The 18,742-nt window shown below is 65.3% G+C and carries 19 protein-coding genes and 1 riboswitch; of the genes, 7 read left to right on the top strand and 12 right to left on the bottom strand.

The annotated features are described in order from the left end of the window. The first annotated feature begins 18 nt into the window (after positions 1-18). The 3 genes from ureG (at position 19) to yut (ending at position 2,685) form a co-directional block, all read left to right on the top strand. Positions 19-654, top strand: coding sequence for an urease accessory protein UreG (gene ureG / locus G342_RS0120500; RefSeq protein WP_018185047.1), 636 nt, complete (start codon positions 19-21; stop codon positions 652-654). Then, on the top strand, positions 654-1,562 hold the full coding sequence (locus G342_RS0120495) for an urease accessory protein UreD (protein ID WP_018185046.1): 909 nt from the start codon (positions 654-656) through the stop codon (positions 1,560-1,562). Before ureG ends, G342_RS0120495 begins: the two co-directional genes overlap by 1 nt. Before the next feature lie 100 nt (positions 1,563-1,662). Next, on the top strand, positions 1,663-2,685 hold the full coding sequence (yut, locus tag G342_RS0120490) for an urea transporter (protein WP_018185045.1): 1,023 nt from the start codon (positions 1,663-1,665) through the stop codon (positions 2,683-2,685). Positions 2,686-2,780: 95 nt separating this feature from the next. Here the strand turns inward: yut and G342_RS0120485 are convergent, their stop codons facing one another. The 6 genes from G342_RS0120485 to G342_RS24835 all read right to left on the bottom strand — a co-directional run bounded on the left by G342_RS0120485 (position 2,781) and on the right by G342_RS24835 (position 9,613). Further along, positions 2,781-3,725 carry a homoserine O-succinyltransferase gene (locus tag G342_RS0120485; RefSeq protein WP_018185044.1) on the bottom strand — a complete coding sequence of 315 codons (945 nt, stop codon included), beginning with the start codon at positions 3,723-3,725 and terminating at the stop codon, positions 2,781-2,783. A 40-nt stretch (positions 3,726-3,765) separates the two neighbouring features. Continuing rightward, positions 3,766-3,873: riboswitch (SAM-I-IV-variant riboswitch) on the bottom strand. A gap of 199 nt (positions 3,874-4,072) precedes the next feature. Then, positions 4,073-5,200 carry a substrate-binding domain-containing protein gene (locus G342_RS0120480; protein WP_051094394.1) on the bottom strand — a complete coding sequence of 376 codons (1,128 nt, stop codon included), beginning with the start codon at positions 5,198-5,200 and terminating at the stop codon, positions 4,073-4,075. 57 nt (positions 5,201-5,257) lie between these two features. Next, positions 5,258-6,244: an ABC transporter permease gene (locus tag G342_RS0120475; protein ID WP_018185042.1), complete on the bottom strand. Its 987-nt coding sequence runs from the start codon at positions 6,242-6,244 to the stop codon at positions 5,258-5,260. After that, positions 6,241-7,227: an ABC transporter permease gene (locus tag G342_RS0120470; RefSeq protein ID WP_018185041.1), complete on the bottom strand. Its 987-nt coding sequence runs from the start codon at positions 7,225-7,227 to the stop codon at positions 6,241-6,243. Before G342_RS0120470 ends, G342_RS0120475 begins: the two co-directional genes overlap by 4 nt. Next, positions 7,227-8,738 (bottom strand): sugar ABC transporter ATP-binding protein, encoded by a 1,512-nt coding sequence (locus G342_RS0120465; protein ID WP_018185040.1) that lies wholly within the window; start codon positions 8,736-8,738, stop codon positions 7,227-7,229. Before G342_RS0120465 ends, G342_RS0120470 begins: the two co-directional genes overlap by 1 nt. Next, complete coding sequence (locus G342_RS24835) at positions 8,735-9,613, bottom strand: sugar phosphate isomerase/epimerase family protein (RefSeq protein ID WP_018185039.1); 879 nt, start codon at positions 9,611-9,613, stop codon at positions 8,735-8,737. The genes G342_RS0120465 and G342_RS24835 overlap by 4 nt, the downstream gene beginning before the upstream one ends. Before the next feature lie 160 nt (positions 9,614-9,773). Between G342_RS24835 and G342_RS0120455 the strand changes: the two genes are divergently transcribed. After that, on the top strand, positions 9,774-10,808 hold the full coding sequence (locus G342_RS0120455) for a helix-turn-helix transcriptional regulator (protein WP_018185038.1): 1,035 nt from the start codon (positions 9,774-9,776) through the stop codon (positions 10,806-10,808). 13 nt (positions 10,809-10,821) lie between these two features. On the opposite strand, the gene G342_RS0120450 is transcribed toward G342_RS0120455, so the two are convergent. The 4 genes from G342_RS0120450 to G342_RS0120435 form a co-directional block, all read right to left on the bottom strand. After that, entirely contained in the window at positions 10,822-11,160 is a 339-nt protein-coding gene (locus G342_RS0120450; RefSeq protein WP_040879188.1) for a tetratricopeptide repeat protein, read from the bottom strand. Between the two features lie 45 nt (positions 11,161-11,205). Then, positions 11,206-11,802 carry a flavin reductase family protein gene (locus tag G342_RS0120445; protein ID WP_018185036.1) on the bottom strand — a complete coding sequence of 199 codons (597 nt, stop codon included), beginning with the start codon at positions 11,800-11,802 and terminating at the stop codon, positions 11,206-11,208. Then, complete coding sequence (locus G342_RS0120440; protein ID WP_018185035.1) at positions 11,799-12,572, bottom strand: ferredoxin--NADP reductase; 774 nt, start codon at positions 12,570-12,572, stop codon at positions 11,799-11,801. Before G342_RS0120440 ends, G342_RS0120445 begins: the two co-directional genes overlap by 4 nt. A gap of 118 nt (positions 12,573-12,690) precedes the next feature. After that, positions 12,691-13,299, bottom strand: a complete 609-nt coding sequence (locus G342_RS0120435) for a superoxide dismutase (RefSeq protein WP_026304648.1) — start codon at positions 13,297-13,299, stop codon at positions 12,691-12,693. A 197-nt stretch (positions 13,300-13,496) separates the two neighbouring features. On the opposite strand from G342_RS0120435, the gene G342_RS0120430 reads away from it, so the two are divergent. Beyond that, on the top strand, positions 13,497-14,114 hold the full coding sequence (locus tag G342_RS0120430) for a helix-turn-helix transcriptional regulator (RefSeq protein ID WP_018185033.1): 618 nt from the start codon (positions 13,497-13,499) through the stop codon (positions 14,112-14,114). A 185-nt stretch (positions 14,115-14,299) separates the two neighbouring features. Here G342_RS0120430 and G342_RS24830 read toward each other — a convergent pair whose 3' ends face one another. Together G342_RS24830 and G342_RS0120420 are read right to left on the bottom strand one after the other, a co-directional pair. After that, positions 14,300-15,202 (bottom strand): TIGR03571 family LLM class oxidoreductase, encoded by a 903-nt coding sequence (locus tag G342_RS24830; RefSeq protein ID WP_018185032.1) that lies wholly within the window; start codon positions 15,200-15,202, stop codon positions 14,300-14,302. 29 nt (positions 15,203-15,231) lie between these two features. Further along, complete coding sequence (locus G342_RS0120420; RefSeq protein WP_018185031.1) at positions 15,232-15,855, bottom strand: glutathione S-transferase family protein; 624 nt, start codon at positions 15,853-15,855, stop codon at positions 15,232-15,234. A gap of 273 nt (positions 15,856-16,128) precedes the next feature. Between G342_RS0120420 and G342_RS0120415 the strand changes: the two genes are divergently transcribed. Next, positions 16,129-17,031 (top strand): LysR substrate-binding domain-containing protein, encoded by a 903-nt coding sequence (locus G342_RS0120415; RefSeq protein ID WP_018185030.1) that lies wholly within the window; start codon positions 16,129-16,131, stop codon positions 17,029-17,031. An 81-nt stretch (positions 17,032-17,112) separates the two neighbouring features. Further along, positions 17,113-18,609 (top strand): MocR-like pyridoxine biosynthesis transcription factor PdxR, encoded by a 1,497-nt coding sequence (pdxR, locus tag G342_RS0120410; RefSeq protein WP_018185029.1) that lies wholly within the window; start codon positions 17,113-17,115, stop codon positions 18,607-18,609. Positions 18,610-18,742: the final 133 nt, after the last annotated feature.

The raw sequence follows: 18,742 nt of genomic DNA, 5'->3' as shown, positions 1-18,742 counted from the left end.
AGGTAGCTGGATAGCACTATGAAAAAGATCCCCCGCATCGGCATTGGTGGACCCGTCGGCTCCGGCAAGACCGCCATCATCGAGGCGATCACCCCCGTGCTGGTCAAGCTCGGCTATCGCATCCTGGTGATCACCAACGATGTCGTCACCACCGAGGACGCCAAGCATGTGCAGCGCACCCTGCGCGGCATCCTGCTCGAAGAGCGCATCATCGGCGTCGAGACCGGCGGCTGCCCGCACACGGCCGTGCGCGAAGACCCCAGCATGAACCTCGCCGCCGTCGAGGAGATGGAAGCGAAGTTCCCCGATTCCGACCTCGTGCTGATCGAGAGCGGCGGCGACAACCTCACCCTCACCTTCAGCCCGGCGCTGGTCGACTTCTTCATCTACGTGATCGACGTCGCCGCCGGCGACAAGATCCCCCGCAAGAACGGCCCCGGCGTCAGCCATTCCGACATCCTGGTCATCAACAAGACCGACCTCGCCCCCTATGTCGGCGCCAGCCTGCAGGTGATGGACGACGATTCCCGCATGATGCGCGGCAAGAAGCCCTTCGTCTTCACCAACTGCAAGACCAATGAGGGCATCGAGGAACTGACCAGCCTGATCCGCCAGAACCTGCTTTTCGAAACCAACGAAAAAGCAGACGCGTGATGTTCAGCGGCGCCCGGGAACTGGGGGCTTACCAGGACGAGCCCCCTCAGCTGCCGAGCGGCTCCTTCGGCAAGAACGCGATGTTGCGGCTCGGTTTCGAACCGGGCCCGCATCGGAGCGTTCTGCGCACCCTGCATCGCCGTGCGCCGCTGATCGTCCAGCAGGCGCTCTACTGGGACGAGGAGATGCCGGGCCTGCCCTGCGTCTCCATCATCTCGAATGCCGGCGGCATCCTGCAGGGGGATCGCAACATCATCGAGATCGACATGGCGGCCGACGCGCAGGCGCATGTCACGACCCAGTCGGCGACCCGCATCCACGAGATGGACGCCAACTATGCCAGCCAGACCCAGCAGCTGACGCTCGGGCCCAGCTCCTATCTGGAATACATTCCGCGCCCGATCATCCCGCACAAGAACTCGCGCTTTATCCAGGCCACCCGGATCTCGATCGACCCGACGGCGACGCTGGTCTACTCCGAGATCATGATGCCTGGCCGCAAGTACTATGGCGACGGCGAAGTCTTCCAGTACAAGCTGTTCTCCTCGACGGTCGAGGGCGCGCGCCCGGACGGCACGTCGCTGTTCACGGAGAAGTTCGTGCTGGAGCCCGGCGTCAACGATCTGGCGCGCATGGGGGTGATGGGTGATTTCCATGTCTTCGGCAACGTCATCGTGCTGACGCCGAAGGAGAACGCCGACGCGCTGTTCGAACTCGTCACGCCGGCTTTCGACGCGGAGAACGAGATCGCCTACGGCGCCAGCCGCCTGCCCAATGACGCCGGCATCATCTTCAAGGTGCTGGCGATGGAAACGGCGCCCGTCATGGCCAAGATCCGCGAATTCTGGTCGACAGCCCGCGAGATCGCCGCGGGTCACAAGGTGCCCGAAAACTTCCTCTGGGCTTGAGGCGAGCCGCGCAACAAGGACATCCGCCGGCGACGGCCGGCGGCGGCAATGGATTTGGAACGCCGCGTCGTCGACCGGCGGCCATGATGAGGGGGACAGGATGTCGGATGCGCTCTCCGCCTGGACAGGCATAACGCAGAAGAATGCGCTGGCGCGCTTCCTCGATATCAACCTGCGCGGCGCCGGCCAGGTCATCTTCCAGAACAATCCGCTGACCGGGCTGTTCTTCCTCGCCGCGATCGTCTGGGGAGCCATCTCCGGCGGCCAGATCGACATCGCCATCGGCGCAATCGTGGCGCTCCTGGTGGCGACCGTCACGGCCATGCTGCTGAACGCCGACGAGACATCGCTCGAGCAGGGCATGTTCGGCTTCAACGGCGTGCTGGTCGGCGCCGCCGTGCCGACCTTCCTCGCCGATGGCGCGGCGATGTGGTTCATCCTCCTTGTCGGCGCCGCGGTCTCGACCGTGGTCATGCTGGCCGTCTCCAAGGTGATGAAGACTTGGGAAGCCCCGGCCCTGACCTTCCCGTTCGTGCTCACCACCTGGTTCCTGGTGCTTGGCGCCTATTCGTTTGGGCACGTGCCGATCGCTTCGATGGGCCCGCCGGCGCTGCCGCACGCGCTTGCCGCCACCGGCACGGAATCGGCCCTTAAGGTCTCAGAACTGTTCCTCGCCTGGCTCAAGGGACCGGCCCAGGTCTTTCTGATCAACAATCCGATCAGCGGCGTGCTGGTGCTGATCGGCCTGCTCGTCTCATCGCCCTGGGCGGCCGTGCTCGCCGCCCTCGGCGCGGCGGTGGCGCTTGCCGTATCGCTGGCGCTCGGCGCCAGCCTCGCCGCCGTGACGGCAGGGCTCTACGGCTTCAGCCCGGTGCTTACCGCGGTGGCGCTCGGCTGCGTCTTCTACCAGCCCTCGCTGCGCGTCCTCGCCTTCGCCCTGCTCGGCACCATCTTCACCGTGCTGGTTCAGGGGGCCATGGATGCCGGCATGGCCCCGATCGGCATTCCGACCTTCACGGCCCCGTTCGTCTTCGTGACCTGGCTGTTCCTGCTGCCGAAGGCGGATCTGAAGCCGCATCCGCACGGCCCCTTGCAAGGCGGTCTCTTCAAGAAGAAGTCCTGACAGCCGGTTGTTAGGCCGCGCCACAAGCTGGAATCCCCAGGCGCAAACGCCCGGGGATCAGCATGCCTTCGCCCGGCGCCAAAGCGCCGCACCGCTTAGCCCGCTTCGGAGGTCACCAGTTCGCGCTGGCCGATCTGGCTGATGTCGAACGGGGTCGTCTGGTAGATTTCGTTGATCCAGTTGCCGAACAACAGATGCGCATGGCTGCGCCAGCGGTTTTCCGGCCGCCGCGCCGGATCATCTTTCGGGAAATAGTTCGCGGGAACGGGAAAGTCGCTGCGTTCCGCGATGTCCCGGAAATACTCGTCCGCCAGCGAGGTCGTGTCGTACTCGATATGGTTGAACATATGGAGCGACCGGTGTTTCGCGTCGTCGAGAAGGCACAATCCCGTCTCGTCGCTCTCAGCCAGGACGGCCATGCCGCTATCGGACGGTATGTCGGTGGCGCGAACCTCCGTCCAGCGGGAAACGGGGATGGAGAAATCGTCGGAGAAGCCCCGCAGATAGGGCGACGCCGGCGCACGATTCTGCTGGCGGAAGATCCCGTAAGCCTTTGAGGGCAGTTCGTATTTCGGCATGCCGTGGAAGTGATGCACCGCCGCCTGGGCGGCCCAGCAGATCATGAAGCAGCGATGGACATGCGTCTGCGTCCAGTCGAACACGCGCTGCAGTTCGTCCCAATAGGTGACGTCCTCGAACGGCATGCGCTCGACCGGCGCGCCTGTGATGATGAAGCCGTCGAAGCGCTCGCTCTTCACCTCGTCCCACGGCCGATAGAACGATTCCATGTGGTCGGCGGGCGTGTTGCGGGCGACGTGATCGGTCATGCGGACCAACGTCAGCTCGACCTGCAGCGGCGTCGCGCCGAGCAATCTGGCAATCTGGATCTCTGTCGTGATCTTGTTCGGCATCAGATTGAGCATGCCGATCCGCAGCGGCCGGATGTCTTGGCGCATCGCGGCCGCTTCGCGCATCACCACGACGCCTTCGACCTCAAGGGTACGGCGGGCAGGCAAATCGTCAGGAATCTTGATCGGCATCGTCGCGTCTGTCCTTCAATGGCGAGGCGGACGCGTGTGGCTCTTTCCGTTTTGTTGCCGGCTCGGCCACATCCTCCCTGACGGGAGCACCACCTTGCCCGGAAAGGCAGGTTGGCGTTGGGCGTCGCCCCAACTCTTGATGTAGGGACATCTCTACCGAGACTCGCGACCCTTGACAAGGACAGCTTCGAGCAAGATTTCGCGATAACACTATTGCCGGAGATCGATGCCTTCCAGGCCCTGTTCGGCATGCGGGCTTCGCCTCGGCGGCTACACCAGCACCTGCCAACGAAAAGGACCCCGACCGGGTGCGGTCGGGGCCTTCTCAGTCTTGCATCAGGCCGGCCTTATTTGCCGCCCCACTGCTCGGGATAGCCAGGCAGGTCCTGGCAGCCGCAGAGGCTGTAGTGCAGCGGCGGCATGCGCTCGTCTATGTAGCTCGCGAGCGTCTCCTGGGTGATGGCCGGCTGCGGCAGGTTCCACTCCGGTCCCGGGACCTGCTTGCCGTCGAGGATGTCGAGGGCCGCGATGATCGGCGTGCGCCACTGGTAAGTCGGGTAGGACGGCGCGATCGCGACCAGGTTGTCCTTCTGCCACTTGCGCAGGAAGTCCTGCTGGTCCTCGCCGCTGATCACCGGATAGGGCAGACCGGCATCCTCGAAGGCTTCGAGCGCGGCCGTCGCCGTATCGCCAGCGTCCATCCACACCGCGTCGATCTTCTCGCCACGATTGATGTAGTCCTCAACGACCGACTTCGTCTTGGCGCGGTCGCTGCCGGTGAACTCCGAGCCGATCACGTTGATACCGGCCTCGTCGAAGATCGACTTGGCGGCCGAATAGCGCGTCTCCAGCACGTCGACGCCGGGGACGATGCGCAGCGCCAGAACGTTGGAGCCCTTCGGCAGCTTGCTGGCGATGAACTCTGCCGAGGTGATGCCGAAGCCGTAGCCACCGACCGGATGGATATAGGTGACCGGGCACTTGGTGTTGACGCCACGGTCGAACACGATCACCGGCAGCTTCTCGCAGGCGGCCTCGACGGCGGGCGTCAGGGCGGCGGTCGTCGTCGGCGAGACGATCAGCACGTCGCACTTGCCGCCATCCAGCAGCGACTGGATGTCCGAGATCTGCTTGTCGTCCTTGCCTTCGCCATCAAGGACGATCAGCTCCTTGATGCGCGCCTTCTGCAGTTCCGCCTCGCCCTTCATGTTGTTGAGGCCGACCACGCGCCACGGATTGAAGACGCCGGCGTTCGAGAAGCAGATCGTGTGCGGACCGTCCTTCTTGAACTTGGCGGTATCGACCATGCCGCCCCCGAGATGCTGCTCCCAGGGCTTCCCCTCGGGACCCTCGGCCTTGGTCGACAGCAGCTCGCGCTGCTTCTTGAACTCGGCCGGGTCGTTGAACTCCTGGGCATAGGCCGTGGTCGAAAACGCAACCGCCAGCGTTGCCGCCAAAATGGTTCTCAATTGCATCCCTCGTCTCCTCTCCATTGACGAACTTGTTCGTGAATTGCCGCCAGCGGCGGGCAATCAGGTTGAGCGGCGATAGCGCAGGACCGTCACTCCCACGGCCGCAATCAGGATGAGCCCCTGCAAGCTGTCACGCAGGGCCTGTGGCAGGCCGAGCAGGTTGAGCAGGGTGAACAGCGCGAACAGGCTGAGCGCGCCGAACAAGGCACCGACGATGGTTCCCCGGCCGCCGAGCAGCTGCGCGCCACCGATGACGCAGGCGGCGATCGCCTGCAGTTCGAGGCCGCGCCCCGCATTGACGGAAACGCCGGAAAACCCGCCGATCAGGATGCCCGCCGTCACCGCCGAGAGGGCGGAGACGACGAAGGCGGAGATGCGGGTCGGCTTGACCGGAACGCCGGCGAGCTCGGCAGCGCGCGGATTGTCGCCGACCGCGAGCAACCGCTTGCCATAGGCGGTGGCATGCAGCCCCCACCAGGCCAGCAGCGTCACCACGACCAGGATGACGACGGCGATCGGCAGGCTGCCGACGAGCGGCACGTCCTTCAGCACCAGCCTTCCCAGATTGCGGAAATTGTCCGGCAGATCGCCGCGTGGCGCGCCGCCCGACCAGGCGAGCGCCAGCCCATTGACCAGCAGCATTGTGCCCAGCGTGGCGATGATCGACGGCACCTTCAGGAACGAGACGATGAGCCCGTTCGCGAGGCCGACCGCCAGCCCCATCGCATAGAGGATGGCGATGACTGTCCACGTCATGTCCGGATCGCCGCCGATCAGCATCGAGGCGGCGAGGACCACCAGCGTGACGACGGCGCCCATCGACAGGTCGAAACCGCCCGACAGGATGACGAAGAGCTGGCCGCAGGCGAGGATGATCAGCGGTGCCGCCCGGCGCAGGAAGTTCATGAACAGCGCGGCGTCGAGATAGTTCGGCTGCAGGATCGCGATCACGCCGTAGAGGACGACGAAGATCACCAGCGCCAGGTTGACGCTCAGCCACGCGGTGCGTCGGCGGGTCGGACGGACGGCATTGAGAAGTACCGTCATGCGACGTGCCCCCTGTTGCGAACCGCGTAGACGGAGACCGCCGCGATGACGATGGCGCCGCGCAGGACCTGCTTGAGGAAGGCATCGACGCCGAACATGTTGAAGCTGGCATCGAGGCTGGCGAACAGCAGCACGCCGGCGATGGTGCCGAGCACGCCGCCCTTGCCGCCCGACAGCAGCGTGCCGCCGATCACGACGATGGCGATCGATTCCAGATCGTAGATGCCGTCGCGGCCGATCCACGGCGTGCCGGACTGCAGCCGTGCCGCCAGATAGAGGCCGGCGACGCAGGCGGCGAAGCTGGCGATCACATGCGCGCCGAGAACAAGGCGCTGGACCCGAAGCCCGGCGAGTTTCGCGCCGTCCGGATTGCCGCCGGCTGCATAGAGATGCGCGCCGAAACGGGTCTTGGCCAGGACGAACCAGGCCGCCAGGGCGAACACCGCCAGCAGCAGCACCGGCAGCGGCACGCCGAGCAGGTTCTGGTAGGCGAGAGCCTGGAACGACGGCGCGACGCTGCCACTGAGGAAGGTGAAGCTCGCCGAGAGCAGGCCTTGCAGGATCAAGCCGGTCGAGAGCGTGGCGATCAGCGGATTGATCCCCCAATAGGCGACGAGAACACCGTTGATGGCCCCAACGCCGAGCGAGAGCGCGACGCAGGCGGCGATCGCCGGAACGATCATGCTTGGGTCGCCCTGCATCAGATAGGAGGCGAGCACGGCGACGGTGCTGATCAGCGCCGCGACCGAAAGGTCGATTGAGCCAACCAGGATGGCGAAGGTCTGGCCAAGGCCGACCAGTCCGAGCGCCACCGTCCTTTGCAGCAGCCCGGTCAGGCCGGCGGCGGAAATCTGGTTCGCCTGGCCAGTAACGATCGCCGCCGTCACATAGATCAAAGCGGCCAGGGCGATGACGACAACCGGCACCGGGACATCCCGGAAGCCGCGCCTCGTCATGGCGACAGGAGTCGCGTTGACACTCATCACACCATCTCCCGCTCGGCCGCATTGCCGGTGACACCGAGCGCCAGTTGCATCACGGCCCCCTCTTCCGCGCCGCCCGGCAGCTCGCCGGCGATCCGGCCCTGGTGCATGACGAGGATCCGGTCGCTGACACCGACGATTTCCGGCAGGTCGGAGGAGATCATCACGATGGCACGGCCCTCATTGGCGAGTGCGCGCATCGTCTCGTAGATGGCGGCCTTCGCCGCGACATCGATGCCGCGCGTCGGCTCGACGAACACGAAGAGGTCCGGGTTCTGCATCAGCCAGCGGGCGATGATCGCCTTCTGCTGGTTGCCGCCGGAAAGCGTCGCGATCTCCTGACCGAAATCCCCGGCCCGGACGTCCATCGTCCGAAGGTTACGGTCGGCCTCCGCCACCGAGCGAACGCCGGCATTCGGCAACGACAGCACGGCCGCCATCGCCTGCAACGTCAGCAGCGCATTGTCGCGCACCGATTGGCGCGGCACGATCCCCTCGCGCTTGCGATCGCCCGGCAGATAGCCGACGCCGGCGGCGATCGCCTGACGGGGCGAATGCAGCACGACCGGCTTACCGCCGATCTCGACCTCGCCCTGCGTAAAAGGCTGGTCGCCGAACAGGGCCTGCGCCAGCGCGCCTTTGCCGGAATCCTCCAGGCCGGCGATGCCGACGATCTCGCCGGCACGGGCCACCATGTCGATATCGCGCAGGTGCCGGTTGCCAGCGCCACGGATCTGCAACACCGACTGACCCGGCTCCGTCGCGGCGCGCGCCGGGTAGAAATCCTGCAGCTCGCGGCCGACCATGGCGGTAACGATGGCATTGACCGTCGCGTCCTGCCGGTCGCGCGTCCAGACGAGGCGGCCATCCTTGAGGACGGTGATCCGGTCCGCGATCGCCATCACCTCGGGCATGCGGTGTGAAATGTAGATGATCGCCACGCCCTCGGCCTTCATCCGGCTGATGAGGCGCAACAGCGCGTGGGCGTCGCGATCGTCCAGCGCTGCCGTCGGCTCGTCCATCACCAGGACCTTGGCATCAAGCAGCATCGCCTTGGCGATCTCGACCAGCTGCTGCTCGGCAATTGAGAGGTCCGCGACCTGCGCGCCCGTCGGGATGGACGAGCCAAGGCGCTGAAGCAGGGCCCGCGCGCGCTCGTCCATCTGGCGGCGGTCGAGCAGCCCCCAGCGCGTCGGCTCCATGCCGGTGAAGATGTTTTCCGCCACGCTCCGGAAAGGCAGCAGGCTCAGCTCCTGATGCACGATCGAGATGCCGGCCGCCCGCGCCTCGCGCGGATGCTGGAAACGGACTGGCGCGCCGTCGAGCCGTATCTCCCCCTCGTCCGGCCGGTAGCTGCCGCCGAGCACCTTCATCAGGGTCGACTTGCCAGCGCCGTTCTCGCCGCAGATCACATGGACCTCGCCGGCGCGGCAGTCGAAATCGACCTGGTCCAGCGCCTTGACGGCCGTGAAGGCCTTGCTGATCGACCGCATCTCGAGAACGGGGCTCATGCGACCACCGTGCCGGACGTCAGACGTTCGCCAGCCGCCCGCCATTCGCGCCGGATCAGCGTGATGCTGTCGGCGAACAAGCGGTCCGCATCCTCGAACAGGTCGCGCCAGACGCGCGTGGCGCCGGCGAGCTCGGGAACGGCGCGCCCGAACGCCTCGACCGTCAGCCAGCCATCATAGGAACAGCGGCGGAGGGCATCGAAGTGGTCCGCGAACGGCACATGCCCGGTTCCCGGCACGCCGCGGTCATTCTCGGAGATGTGGTAGTGGTTGATCTCACGGTGGTAAACTTCGTAAGTCGCCGCCGGCTGCTTCTCTTCGATGTTGGCGTGGAAGGTGTCGAACATGTAGCCGTAGTTGGGATGGTTCACCCGCCGGTAGATGGCGGAGGCCTCGGCCATGGTCGACATGATGTAGCATTCGAAGCGGTTGACCGCTTCCGCCGAGATCATCACCCCGGCCGGCGCCGCATAGTCGGCCAGGGCGTGCATCGCATCGACGCACCAGGCCAGTTCATCCGAGGTCGGCCCAAGCCCCGTGAAATGCCCGACCGGCGAGTGGACCGGTCCGGCGATCAGCTCGCCGCCCATGGCATGGGTGCAATCGACCAGCCAGCGATGATGATCCCGGGCGCGAGCTCGCACCGCCGGGTCCGCCGCGATCGGATTGGCCTCCGGCGGCACGGTGCCGGCGGTCGCCGCGGACAGGCCGAAATCACGCAGCAGCGCACCGAGCGCCGCATAGCGCTTCACGTCTCCGGAAAAGACGGGCACCTCGACGCCATCATAGCCGAGCGACTTGAGCCGCTCGAGTAGCGGCGCGTGCGCGGCCGTGATTTCGGCGCCGGCGACGAGAAGATTGAACGCGACCTTCAAACCCGGCTCCCCCCTGAAACTGGCATTCAGACCGATCTCCCAAGCATTTCGCGGACGGTGCCACATCGCCGCAATCGTGGCTTGCAACAATCAACGTTGGTAAATATCGTAAAAGCATTCGGGAGCCGGGAGGGGCGGCCGGATACGCGAGGGGGGGACCATGAACCAGCACGTCAATGCCGAGATCGATGCGAAACCCAGGCCCACGGTGTTCCGCCAGCCGGGATCCTTGATGTACGCCGACAATTGCCGCGACCTGCAGATCGCGGCCGGCCGGGGCGAGGTCGAATTGCGGGCCTGGACGCGGGGAAGCTATCCCGGCACCTCGCTCGGCGAGCGGCTACCCGGTATCTGCACGACCGGCTACTGGGACGCGAAATACCAGCAAACCTGGGGGCTCAAGCGCCATTGCAACGAGGGCTTCAAGATCGCGTTCCTGTCGCGCGGCAGCCTGCAGCTGGTCGTCGACGACACCGAATATCTGCTCCAACAGGGCCAGTTCATCGTCATCCGGCCCTGGCAGCTGCACTCGATCGGCGATCCGGTGGTCGGGCCAAGCCGGCTGCTATGGCTGATCCTCGACGGCGGCCTGCGGCGGCCGAACGAGAGCTGGAGCTGGCCCGAATGGATGGTCTTCTCGGAGACCGAGGCGCATACGCTCGGCAAGATCCTGACGCAGAACAACCAGCCGGTCTGGGACGGCAACAGCGAGCTCGGCAATGCGTTCGAGGCGATCGCACCGATCCTGACAGGCCGCACCCCGGAGACCGGCGAGACCCGCCTCAAGGTGGCAATCAATACCGTGATGCTGGCGCTGATCGATCGCATGATGGAACAGGCCCCTGCCCTCGATCCCAATCTGTCGACCGCGCAGCACACTGTCGCGATCTTCCTGCGCCGGCTCCCCGCGCGGGCGGAAGAAAGCTGGACGCTCGAGATGATGGCCTATGAGTGCGGGCTGTCGCGCACGCGCTTTGCCGACTACTGCAAGCTGCTGACGAATATGAGCCCGCTGCAATATTTGCAGCATGTCCGGCTCGAACGGGCGACCGTCATGCTGCAGGATGCGAAGCGACCCAGCATCACCGACATCGCCATGGCCTGCGGCTTCAACTCCAGCCAGTACTTCTCCTACGCTTTCCGCAAGCGGTACGGCTACGCGCCGCGGTCCATCGCGGCACAGCAACCGGCCTGAGACTGGAGAAGCGTCACGATGCGCCCGGCTCGGACTGCGCCGGTCGCTGCCGCTTCAATCGCTTGACGAAAACGGCCATCTCGCGGGCGGCCTGGATATCGCCGCGTCGCTCGGCGACATCGATGCCGCGGTTCCAGGCGACTTCCGCCGCATCCGGACGATCGACCGCCAGCAGCGCGACGCCCAATTGCTTCCAGGCAGCCGAATAGGTCGGATCGTGCTCAGTGGCCCGTTCGAAATGGATGACGGCGCCCTCGACATCGCCGTCCCTGACCAGCGCGTTGCCGAGCCCGAAGCGCAGCATCGAGTCGTCATGACCGTCAGCCAGACGCTTCAGCAATCTCTCTCGCATCGATGCCTCCCGCGCTGGCAACCAGGTCGAACCATCACCACGCCCTCAGCCGACAATCGAGGCTGCGCGCGGCAATGGCGGCTGTTCCGCGGCCTCCCGCGCTGGGTGGTCATGGTCGTCCTTCAGAGCTCGATAGTCGCGCCGGCTCCAGAGCAATGGTCGGGAATGCTCCGGAATATCCGTGGCGACAATGGTGCCGACGAAAAGCTCATGATCGGCCGCGGCGATGGCAGCCGACAGCTCGCAATCGAGCGCGGCGGACGTGCCGAGCAGATGTGGCCGGCCGGATGGCCATGCCCTCCAGACCCCGATCAGATGGCGCTTGTCCGGGGCGACCCTGCCGGCGAACGCATCGGCGACGAGTTCCTGTCCCTGCGCCAGCATGGCCAGGGAGAACCCGCCCGCTGCCTTGATCGCGCCCGCCAGCACACTGCCGGCCTTGATCGAAACCAGGATGCTGGGCGGATCGGCCGACAAGGACAGGACGGCGGTCGCCGTGCGACCGTGACGGCCCGCGCCGTCCACCGCGCTCACCACGCAGACTGTCGCCGCCATCCGCGACATCACCTCGGCAAACTGCGCTCGGGGAACGGCCGTGGCCGCCTCGATCCAGTCGAGGCGGGCAGTCTCGGTGTCGCTCATTTCTCGACGAAGGCCTTCTCGATGACGAAATGCCCGCTCGTGCTCTGGCTACCTTCGGTGAACCCGCGATCGAGCAGAAGCGCCTTGCTTTCGCTGAGCATTTCCGGGCTGCCGCAGAGCATCATGCGGTCCTCGGCGAGGTCAAAGGGCGGCAGCGACAGGTCCGCGAACAGCTGACCGGAACGGATCAGGTCGGTCAGCCGGCCCCGGTTGCGGTAGGGCTCGCGCGTCACTGTCGGGTAATAGAGAAGCTGGCTGCGGACGGCCTCGCCGATGAACTCGTCTTCCGGCAGTTCCTTGCCGATGAAATCGGCATAGGCCAGCTCCGCGACCTGGCGGACGCCATGGACGAGAATGATCTTCTCGTAGCGCTCATAGACTTCCATGTCGCGAATGATCGACAGGAAGGGTGCGAGCCCCGTTCCGGTGGAGAGCAGGTAAAGCCGCTTGCCCGGCATCAGATTGTCGTAAAGCAGCGTGCCGACCGGCTTTTTCCCGACCAGGATCGCATCGCCCTCGCGCAGGTGCTGCAGCTTCGAGGTCAGCGGCCCGTTCGGAACCTTGATCGAGAAGAACTCCAGCGAATCTTCATACGGGCTGCTGGCGATGGAGTAGGCCCGCAGGAGCGGTTTGCCACCCGCCTCGATCCCCATCATCGTGAACTGACCGCTCTGGAACCGAAATCCCGGGTCGCGGGTCGTTCGGAACGAGAACAGGCTGTCCGTCCAATGATGGATGTCGAGGATGGTTTCCTGATGGTAGTTGCTCATGCCGGAGGCTTTCTACTTGCATTGCGCCAGTATGCGAGGGTCGACGGGTGGCGCGCCCTGGATCCTGATCCGGGCGACGGCTGCCCCCCATATGGGGGACAGCCGCCGCATGAGCAAATCAGGCCGCGCTCAATTGTGCTTCCGCGAATTCATAGTTCGCCAGTCTATCGAGGAAATTGGCGACATAATCCGGGCGACGATTGCGAAAATCGACATAGTAGCTGTGCTCCCAGACATCGAGGCCGAGAAGCGCCCGGCCCTCCGCCGACGACAGCGGGCTGCTGGCGTTGGCGCTCTTGGTCACCTTGAGCTTGCCGTCGGTGCCGAGTACGAGCCAGGCCCAGCCGGAGCCGAACTGCGTCGTCGCGGCGGTCTTGAAGGCATCCTTGAAGGAAGCCACGCTGCCAAAATCCTCGACGATCTTCGCTTCCAGCGCGCCCGGCAGTTGGCCGCCCTTCGGCGACAGCGACTGCCAGAATAGGATATGATTCCAATGCTGGCCGGCGTTGTTGAAGACGGGCGCGAGATCCGCCTTGCCATCGGCGAAGCGGACGATCTCCTCGAGCGTCTTACCCTTCAGCGCATCGTTCTTCTCGACGAAGCCGTTCAGGGCCGTCACATAGGCCTGATGGTGCTTGCCGTGATGAAGCTCCAGCGTTTCCGTGCTCATTCCCGCTTCGGAGAGCGCGCTAGTGGCGTAGGGCAGAGACGGCAATTCGAAAGCCATGGAGATTTCCTTTCGGGCTATCCGGCCGGATAGGGCCAATGCGACATGCGGTACGCAGCTTGGCGACTTGCACTTTCGCCGCGGATCGCTCATTTACCAAGATAGTTCTTTGTTAAATGGGCCCCGTTAATATGTCAACGAATGCCTTGTTAAATTCGGGCGGTTGGTCGACGCGCTCGCCGGCCCAGCGAATTCTGATGGCGCTGAAGATGCACGGCCCACAGACTGCGCCCGCCCTCGGCGAGCGGCTCTCGATCACCGGAGAAGCCGTGCGCCAGCAACTCGTGCGCCTTTCCGACGAAGGGCTCGTCGACGCCCGATCCGAGGCCAGGGGCGTCGGTCGGCCGTCGCAGGTCTGGGAACTGACCCCGGCAGGAAACGACCAGTTCCCCGACACGCATGCCGAACTGACGGTGCAGCTGCTGCGCACCATCCGTGCCACATTGGGCGAGCCGGCGCTCGACACCATCATCGCGGCCCGCGAGCAGGAGATCCGAAGCCACTACAAGGCGCAGTTGGAGCCCCTGCCCGATTGGCGGGAACGCGTCGACTGCCTCGCCAGGATCCGGGCGGCGGAGGGGTACATGGCCGACTGGCAGGAAGCGCCCGACGGCTCCCTGCTTCTGGTCGAAAACCATTGCCCTATCTGCGCCGCCGCCACGGCGTGCCAGGGCTTCTGCCGGTCGGAACTGGACATCTTCCGGAGCGTCCTGGGCACCGGCGTGCAGGTCGAACGGGTCGAGCACATCCTTTCGGGCGCCAGGCGATGCGCCTACCGCATCACGCAAGCGGATGCCGCGGCGCCCACGACCTAGCCACGACACATGAAGCGGCGGCCTCGCCGCTGCAAGACTCACCATTTGACGCCGAGCGGCGCCGGCCCCGCCAGTGACGGGAATAAGGGCAGCACCTCCTCGGCCAGTTCCTGCACGATCTCCGCAGCCGGGCGCTCGGCGAACTGGATGCCCAGCGCCGCGTGATTGACGCCGGCCTGCCGCCATTAGCCGAGGAGATCGATCAGGCCCTTGCGACCTGTCCTCAAAGTGTAGCCGCCGCGAAGCGGCGTGCGCGGGAAATCCGGATCATCGACGAGATCAAGCCATTCATTGGTCATGTGTGGCCGGAAGCCTCCGCCGGGGATCAGCTCGCGCCAGGCCCGTATCTTCTGTGCCAGCTGACGCGGCCCTTCCGATATGTGGGTCGCCTGCGGATAGGTCAGCCAGCCATCCGCATGCTCGGCCACCCAGTCGAGGCTCTGCCGGCTGGATCCCGTGACGATCAACGGAACACGCCCCGTCGCCGCCTTGGGCAGGAAATCGACACCCTCCATCACTCCAAGCGGTGAGACTACAGAGGGACGGCCCACGCCGACCAGTTGCCGGAAATAGCGAACCGCCTCGGCAAACCGCTCGCCTCGTGTTTCCATGTCGATGCCATAGGCCGGAAACTCCACCGCCCGGTCGCCTGATGCGATGCCGAGGACGAGGCGACCACCCGACAGATGATCGATCGTCGTCGCCATCTTGGCGAGATCGATCGGATGGCGCAGCGAGAAGATCGCGCTGCCGGTGACAAGAGCCACCTGCTCGGTCTGCGCGGCCAGATAGGAGAGATAGGTAAACGGATCGAACACCTGCCCGGCGTCGCCGAAGTTGGGATCGAATAGCGGCACGTCCCGCACCCAGACGGCGGCGAAGCCGCGCCGGTCGATGTCGGCGACGAGGTCGGCCTGGCCAGCCAGCACGCACATATCCCCCTGGAAGAAGCGCAGCGGCAGGAAGATGCCAAGCGTGAGCTGGTCGGGCGCAAACATCCGGCGATAGCCAGGATGCGACGCGAAGGCGTCCGCCGACGCCCCGACGGGCACTTCCCCTGCCGGAGCGGATCGGGTGGCGATATTCATGGATTGGGGTCTCCTCGAATGATTTCCGCTCACGGTCCTGTTGCCGGCGCAGGAAGCGCGATGCCGCGCTGGACGGCCGGGCGCGCGGCGACGCGCCCCTGCCATCGGGCAAGATGGTGGTATTGGCTGAAGTCGAAGCCGCAGATCTCGGCAATATGGGTCCAGCCGAAGGTGGCGATATCGGCGATCGAATAGTCCTCGCCGGCGAGCCAGGGGCTTTCGGAAAGCCGCTGATTCAGCGTTGCGAAGGCCTCCTCCGTCAAACGCCGGTAGCGGGCGATAGCAGCCGGGATCCGGGTCTCGGCGAACATCTCGAAATGGACACGCTGGCCAAGGATCGGCCCCATGCTCGACGCATGGAATTGCAGCCACTGGATGGCCTGCCAGCGCGCCTTCGTCGCGCTCGGCAGAAACCGGCCCGTCTTGTCGGCGAGATAGAGCAGGATCGCCGCGGATTCGAACAGGGCTATGCCGGTTTCATCATCAGTGATGACCGGTATGCGCCCATGCGGATTGAGCGCCAGAAATTCGGGACGGCGATGCGCGCCCTCGTCGATTTTCACATGATGCAGACGGTAGGGCAGAGCCAGCTCTTCCAGCGCGATCGTCGCCTTGAAGCCGTTCGGCGAGGAATCGGTATAGAGCTCGATCACCGCCCCGATCTCGCATTCGGATCGCGTGGCGCCTGCCCCGCTGTGACCGGCATGGCGCCGGCTGGCCCGGTTGCCGCAGGACCTCGCCTGCGCCGAAGACCGGTTATGCGATCCGGTTCACAGGGTCGAACCATCGATTGAATTGTCATGGATCTCGCTTTCAGAAGCGAGGTGCGCTAAATTGTTCCGGCGCGCCTCGTAAGCAGAGATAGGTCACGAATCCAATTCACTGAAACAATTAATTCTGCCGATAGAATTTAGAAAAACTGAATTATGAATACCGTCCTTCCGCTTCTCGCCCTGCGGGCCTTCGCCGAGATCGGGCGCCATGGCAGCATCAAGCGCGCCGCCGAAACCATGGGCGTCACGTCCGGGGCCGTCAGCCAGCAGATCCGGCAATTGGAGGAACGGGTTGGCGTGCCTCTCTTCAGGCGCACCCGCTATGGCGTCGAACTGACCGAGGCCGGAGCCAAGGTTCATCCGGCCCTGCTCCGAGCCTTCGATCAGATTGGCAACAGCTTGGAAGCCCTGGAGGCGATCCAGGCGCGCCAGACGATCACGATCAGCACGGTTCCTTCCTTCGCGGCCTCCTGGCTGGTGCCGCGTCTCGGCGGCTTCACCAGCCAGAATCCGGACGTCGAGCTTCGGGTCGAGGCGACAACCGGTCTCGTCGATCTCCGGCGCGATCGGGTCGACGTCGCGATCCGCCACGGGCTCGGCCACTATCCCGGTCTCGTCTCGAAACATCTGATGGCGCCGGTCTTCCTGCCCGTCGCGAGCCCGGCCCTACTGGCGGCGGGGCCGCCGATCCACGAACCCGCCGACTGCCTCGCCTATCCGCTGCTGCAGGATTCCGACCGGGCCGACTGGCCACTCTGGCTGAAGGCGCTGGACGTGCCGGAAGATCCCCGTTCGGATCGCGGCCCCTCCTTCGACGACGACATCCTTCTCATTCGCGCCGCCGAGGCTGGCCAGGGGCTGGCGCTGGTCCGCGATATCTATGCGAGAGAGGAAATCGCCAGGGGCCGGCTGGCGCTGGCCCTGAACCAGCCCTGGCCGACAGAGTTCGCCTACTATGTCGTGACGCTGCCGGAGGCGATCGAGCGCCAGCCGCTTGCCCGGTTCATGGAGTGGCTAGAGCATGAAGCCGCCAAAGACGGAGAGCGAGCCACTTAGAACCAGCCGCGCGCGCGGTTGACATCGCGACCGAAAATGGTCTGCCGTGACCTGACATTCTGATAGCCAAGGCCAGACCACGTGTTCAAGCACGCGCAATTTGAATCGGTGCAGGCATTCGTTGCCCACCCGGCCCATGCAGGGCTGCCGCTCCACGCCCGCATCCAGCGTGCCATCCGGCAGCTGATCCTCGACGGAGCACTCGGCGCCGGCAAGCCGCTGCCGGCCTCCCGGACGCTAGCGCGATCGCTCGACGTGTCGCGCGACACCGTCGAGGCCGCCTATGCCCAGCTTCATGCCGAGGGCTTCATCACCCGACGCGTCGGCAGCGGCAGCTTCGTCTCCAAGATGACCCGCTTCGCCGGCAAACGCCCCATTTCACGCGCCCTCCGCCTGGATCCGGTAGCCGGCGGCCCGACGCCCGGCCTCAGCCGGCGCGGCATGGCGATCTTCCAGGGTGGCGGCGTGCGCGAACATCTCGAGCCAAGACCCTTCGCGCCGGGCGTGCCCGAAACGCGATCCTTTCCGATTTCGTTATGGGAGCGGCTGCAGCGGCAAGTTCTTCGGGAGCTTGGAGCCCGCGCCCTCCATCACGGTGATCCGCAGGGAATGGAGCACTTGCGACGGGTAATCGCCGACTACGTCAATCTGGAGCGCGGCGGCCATGCCACGGCGGATCGCATTGTCGTGCTGACGAGTTCGCAACAGGCGCTGAGCCTCTGCGCAACGGTCCTGCTCGACCCCGGCGACCCGATCCTGATCGAGGACCCCGCCTACTACGGAGCCCGCAAGGCATTCGACGCGGCCGGACTGACCTGCGTGCCGATCGGCGTCGATGCCCAGGGCCTGCAGGTCGGACAATTGCGCGACGCCCCGAACGCCAGGGCAGTGTTCCTGACACCCTCGCACCAGTTTCCCACCGGCGCGACGCTCTCCCTCGACCGCCGCCTCGCCCTGATCGAATGGGCTGCCCGCAATCAAGCCTGGATCATCGAGGACGACTACGACAGCGAGTTCCACTATTCCGGCAAGCCGACCGCCTGCGTGCAGGGGCTCGATCCGCATGACCGAACGATCTACATCGGCACCTTCACCAAATCGCTGTTTCCCGGCCTGCGGCTGGCCTATGTCGTGCTGCCGCCGCAGTTGGTGCAGCCGATGACCGTGGCGCGCACGCTGCTCGACGGCCATACGGCGTCGATCGCGCAGCTCACCTTGGCCCGCTTCATCGAGGGCGGCCATTTCGGCGCACACATCCGGGCAATGCGAGGTATTTACGCCAAGCGCTTGCAAACGCTAGAAAATGCCGTTCGGCAACATCTGGGCGGCATCGCCGAGCCTCTTCCGCCGCTGGGCGGCTTGCAAATGCCCTGCATCCTCACCGGGGCCATTTCCGAAAGCGTGGCGATCGGCGCTGCCCGTCGGATCGGCATCGAACTGACAAGCCTGTCCGGGCTCTATGCCGCCCCCGGCGGCCAGCCAGGTTGGCTGATGGGCTTCGCCGCCTACACGCCAGAGGAAATCGACATCGCCGCTCGAAGGCTAGCAGAGGCGCTGAAGGCCGTTCGCCCCGCCTGATCGAAGGGCGACGCCGATTGGCTGGGTCCGTCGACTGAAAGTGGCGGGATCTGCCATACCACTCGCGTGCTAAGGCAGGGACGGCGAAACGCCCTCGCCCGCCGGCATGCAGCAAGGCATCCGCGATCGGGCA

The organism is Kaistia granuli DSM 23481 (assembly GCF_000380505.1).
GTDB lineage: Bacteria > Pseudomonadota > Alphaproteobacteria > Rhizobiales > Kaistiaceae > Kaistia > Kaistia granuli.
Note: the sequence above shows the minus strand (reverse complement) of the source record. Positions and strands in the feature narration are given on the sequence as shown.

Coding starts and splice junctions, on each gene's coding strand:
- yut (WP_018185045.1), top strand. CDS start 1,663: ATGTCGGATGCGCTCTCCGCCTGGACAGGCATAACGCAGAAGAATGCG.
- G342_RS0120475 (WP_018185042.1), bottom strand. CDS start 6,244: ATGACGGTACTTCTCAATGCCGTCCGTCCGACCCGCCGACGCACCGCG.
- G342_RS0120480 (WP_051094394.1), bottom strand. CDS start 5,200: ATGCAATTGAGAACCATTTTGGCGGCAACGCTGGCGGTTGCGTTTTCG.
- G342_RS0120450 (WP_040879188.1), bottom strand. CDS start 11,160: ATGCGAGAGAGATTGCTGAAGCGTCTGGCTGACGGTCATGACGACTCG.
- ureG (WP_018185047.1), top strand. CDS start 19: ATGAAAAAGATCCCCCGCATCGGCATTGGTGGACCCGTCGGCTCCGGC.
- G342_RS0120465 (WP_018185040.1), bottom strand. CDS start 8,738: ATGAGCCCCGTTCTCGAGATGCGGTCGATCAGCAAGGCCTTCACGGCC.
- G342_RS0120440 (WP_018185035.1), bottom strand. CDS start 12,572: ATGAGCAACTACCATCAGGAAACCATCCTCGACATCCATCATTGGACG.
- G342_RS24830 (WP_018185032.1), bottom strand. CDS start 15,202: ATGAATATCGCCACCCGATCCGCTCCGGCAGGGGAAGTGCCCGTCGGG.
- G342_RS0120415 (WP_018185030.1), top strand. CDS start 16,129: ATGAATACCGTCCTTCCGCTTCTCGCCCTGCGGGCCTTCGCCGAGATC.
- G342_RS0120435 (WP_026304648.1), bottom strand. CDS start 13,299: ATGGCTTTCGAATTGCCGTCTCTGCCCTACGCCACTAGCGCGCTCTCC.
- G342_RS0120445 (WP_018185036.1), bottom strand. CDS start 11,802: ATGAGCGACACCGAGACTGCCCGCCTCGACTGGATCGAGGCGGCCACG.
- G342_RS0120470 (WP_018185041.1), bottom strand. CDS start 7,227: ATGAGTGTCAACGCGACTCCTGTCGCCATGACGAGGCGCGGCTTCCGG.
- G342_RS0120430 (WP_018185033.1), top strand. CDS start 13,497: ATGGCGCTGAAGATGCACGGCCCACAGACTGCGCCCGCCCTCGGCGAG.
- G342_RS0120495 (WP_018185046.1), top strand. CDS start 654: ATGTTCAGCGGCGCCCGGGAACTGGGGGCTTACCAGGACGAGCCCCCT.
- G342_RS0120455 (WP_018185038.1), top strand. CDS start 9,774: ATGAACCAGCACGTCAATGCCGAGATCGATGCGAAACCCAGGCCCACG.
- G342_RS0120485 (WP_018185044.1), bottom strand. CDS start 3,725: ATGCCGATCAAGATTCCTGACGATTTGCCTGCCCGCCGTACCCTTGAG.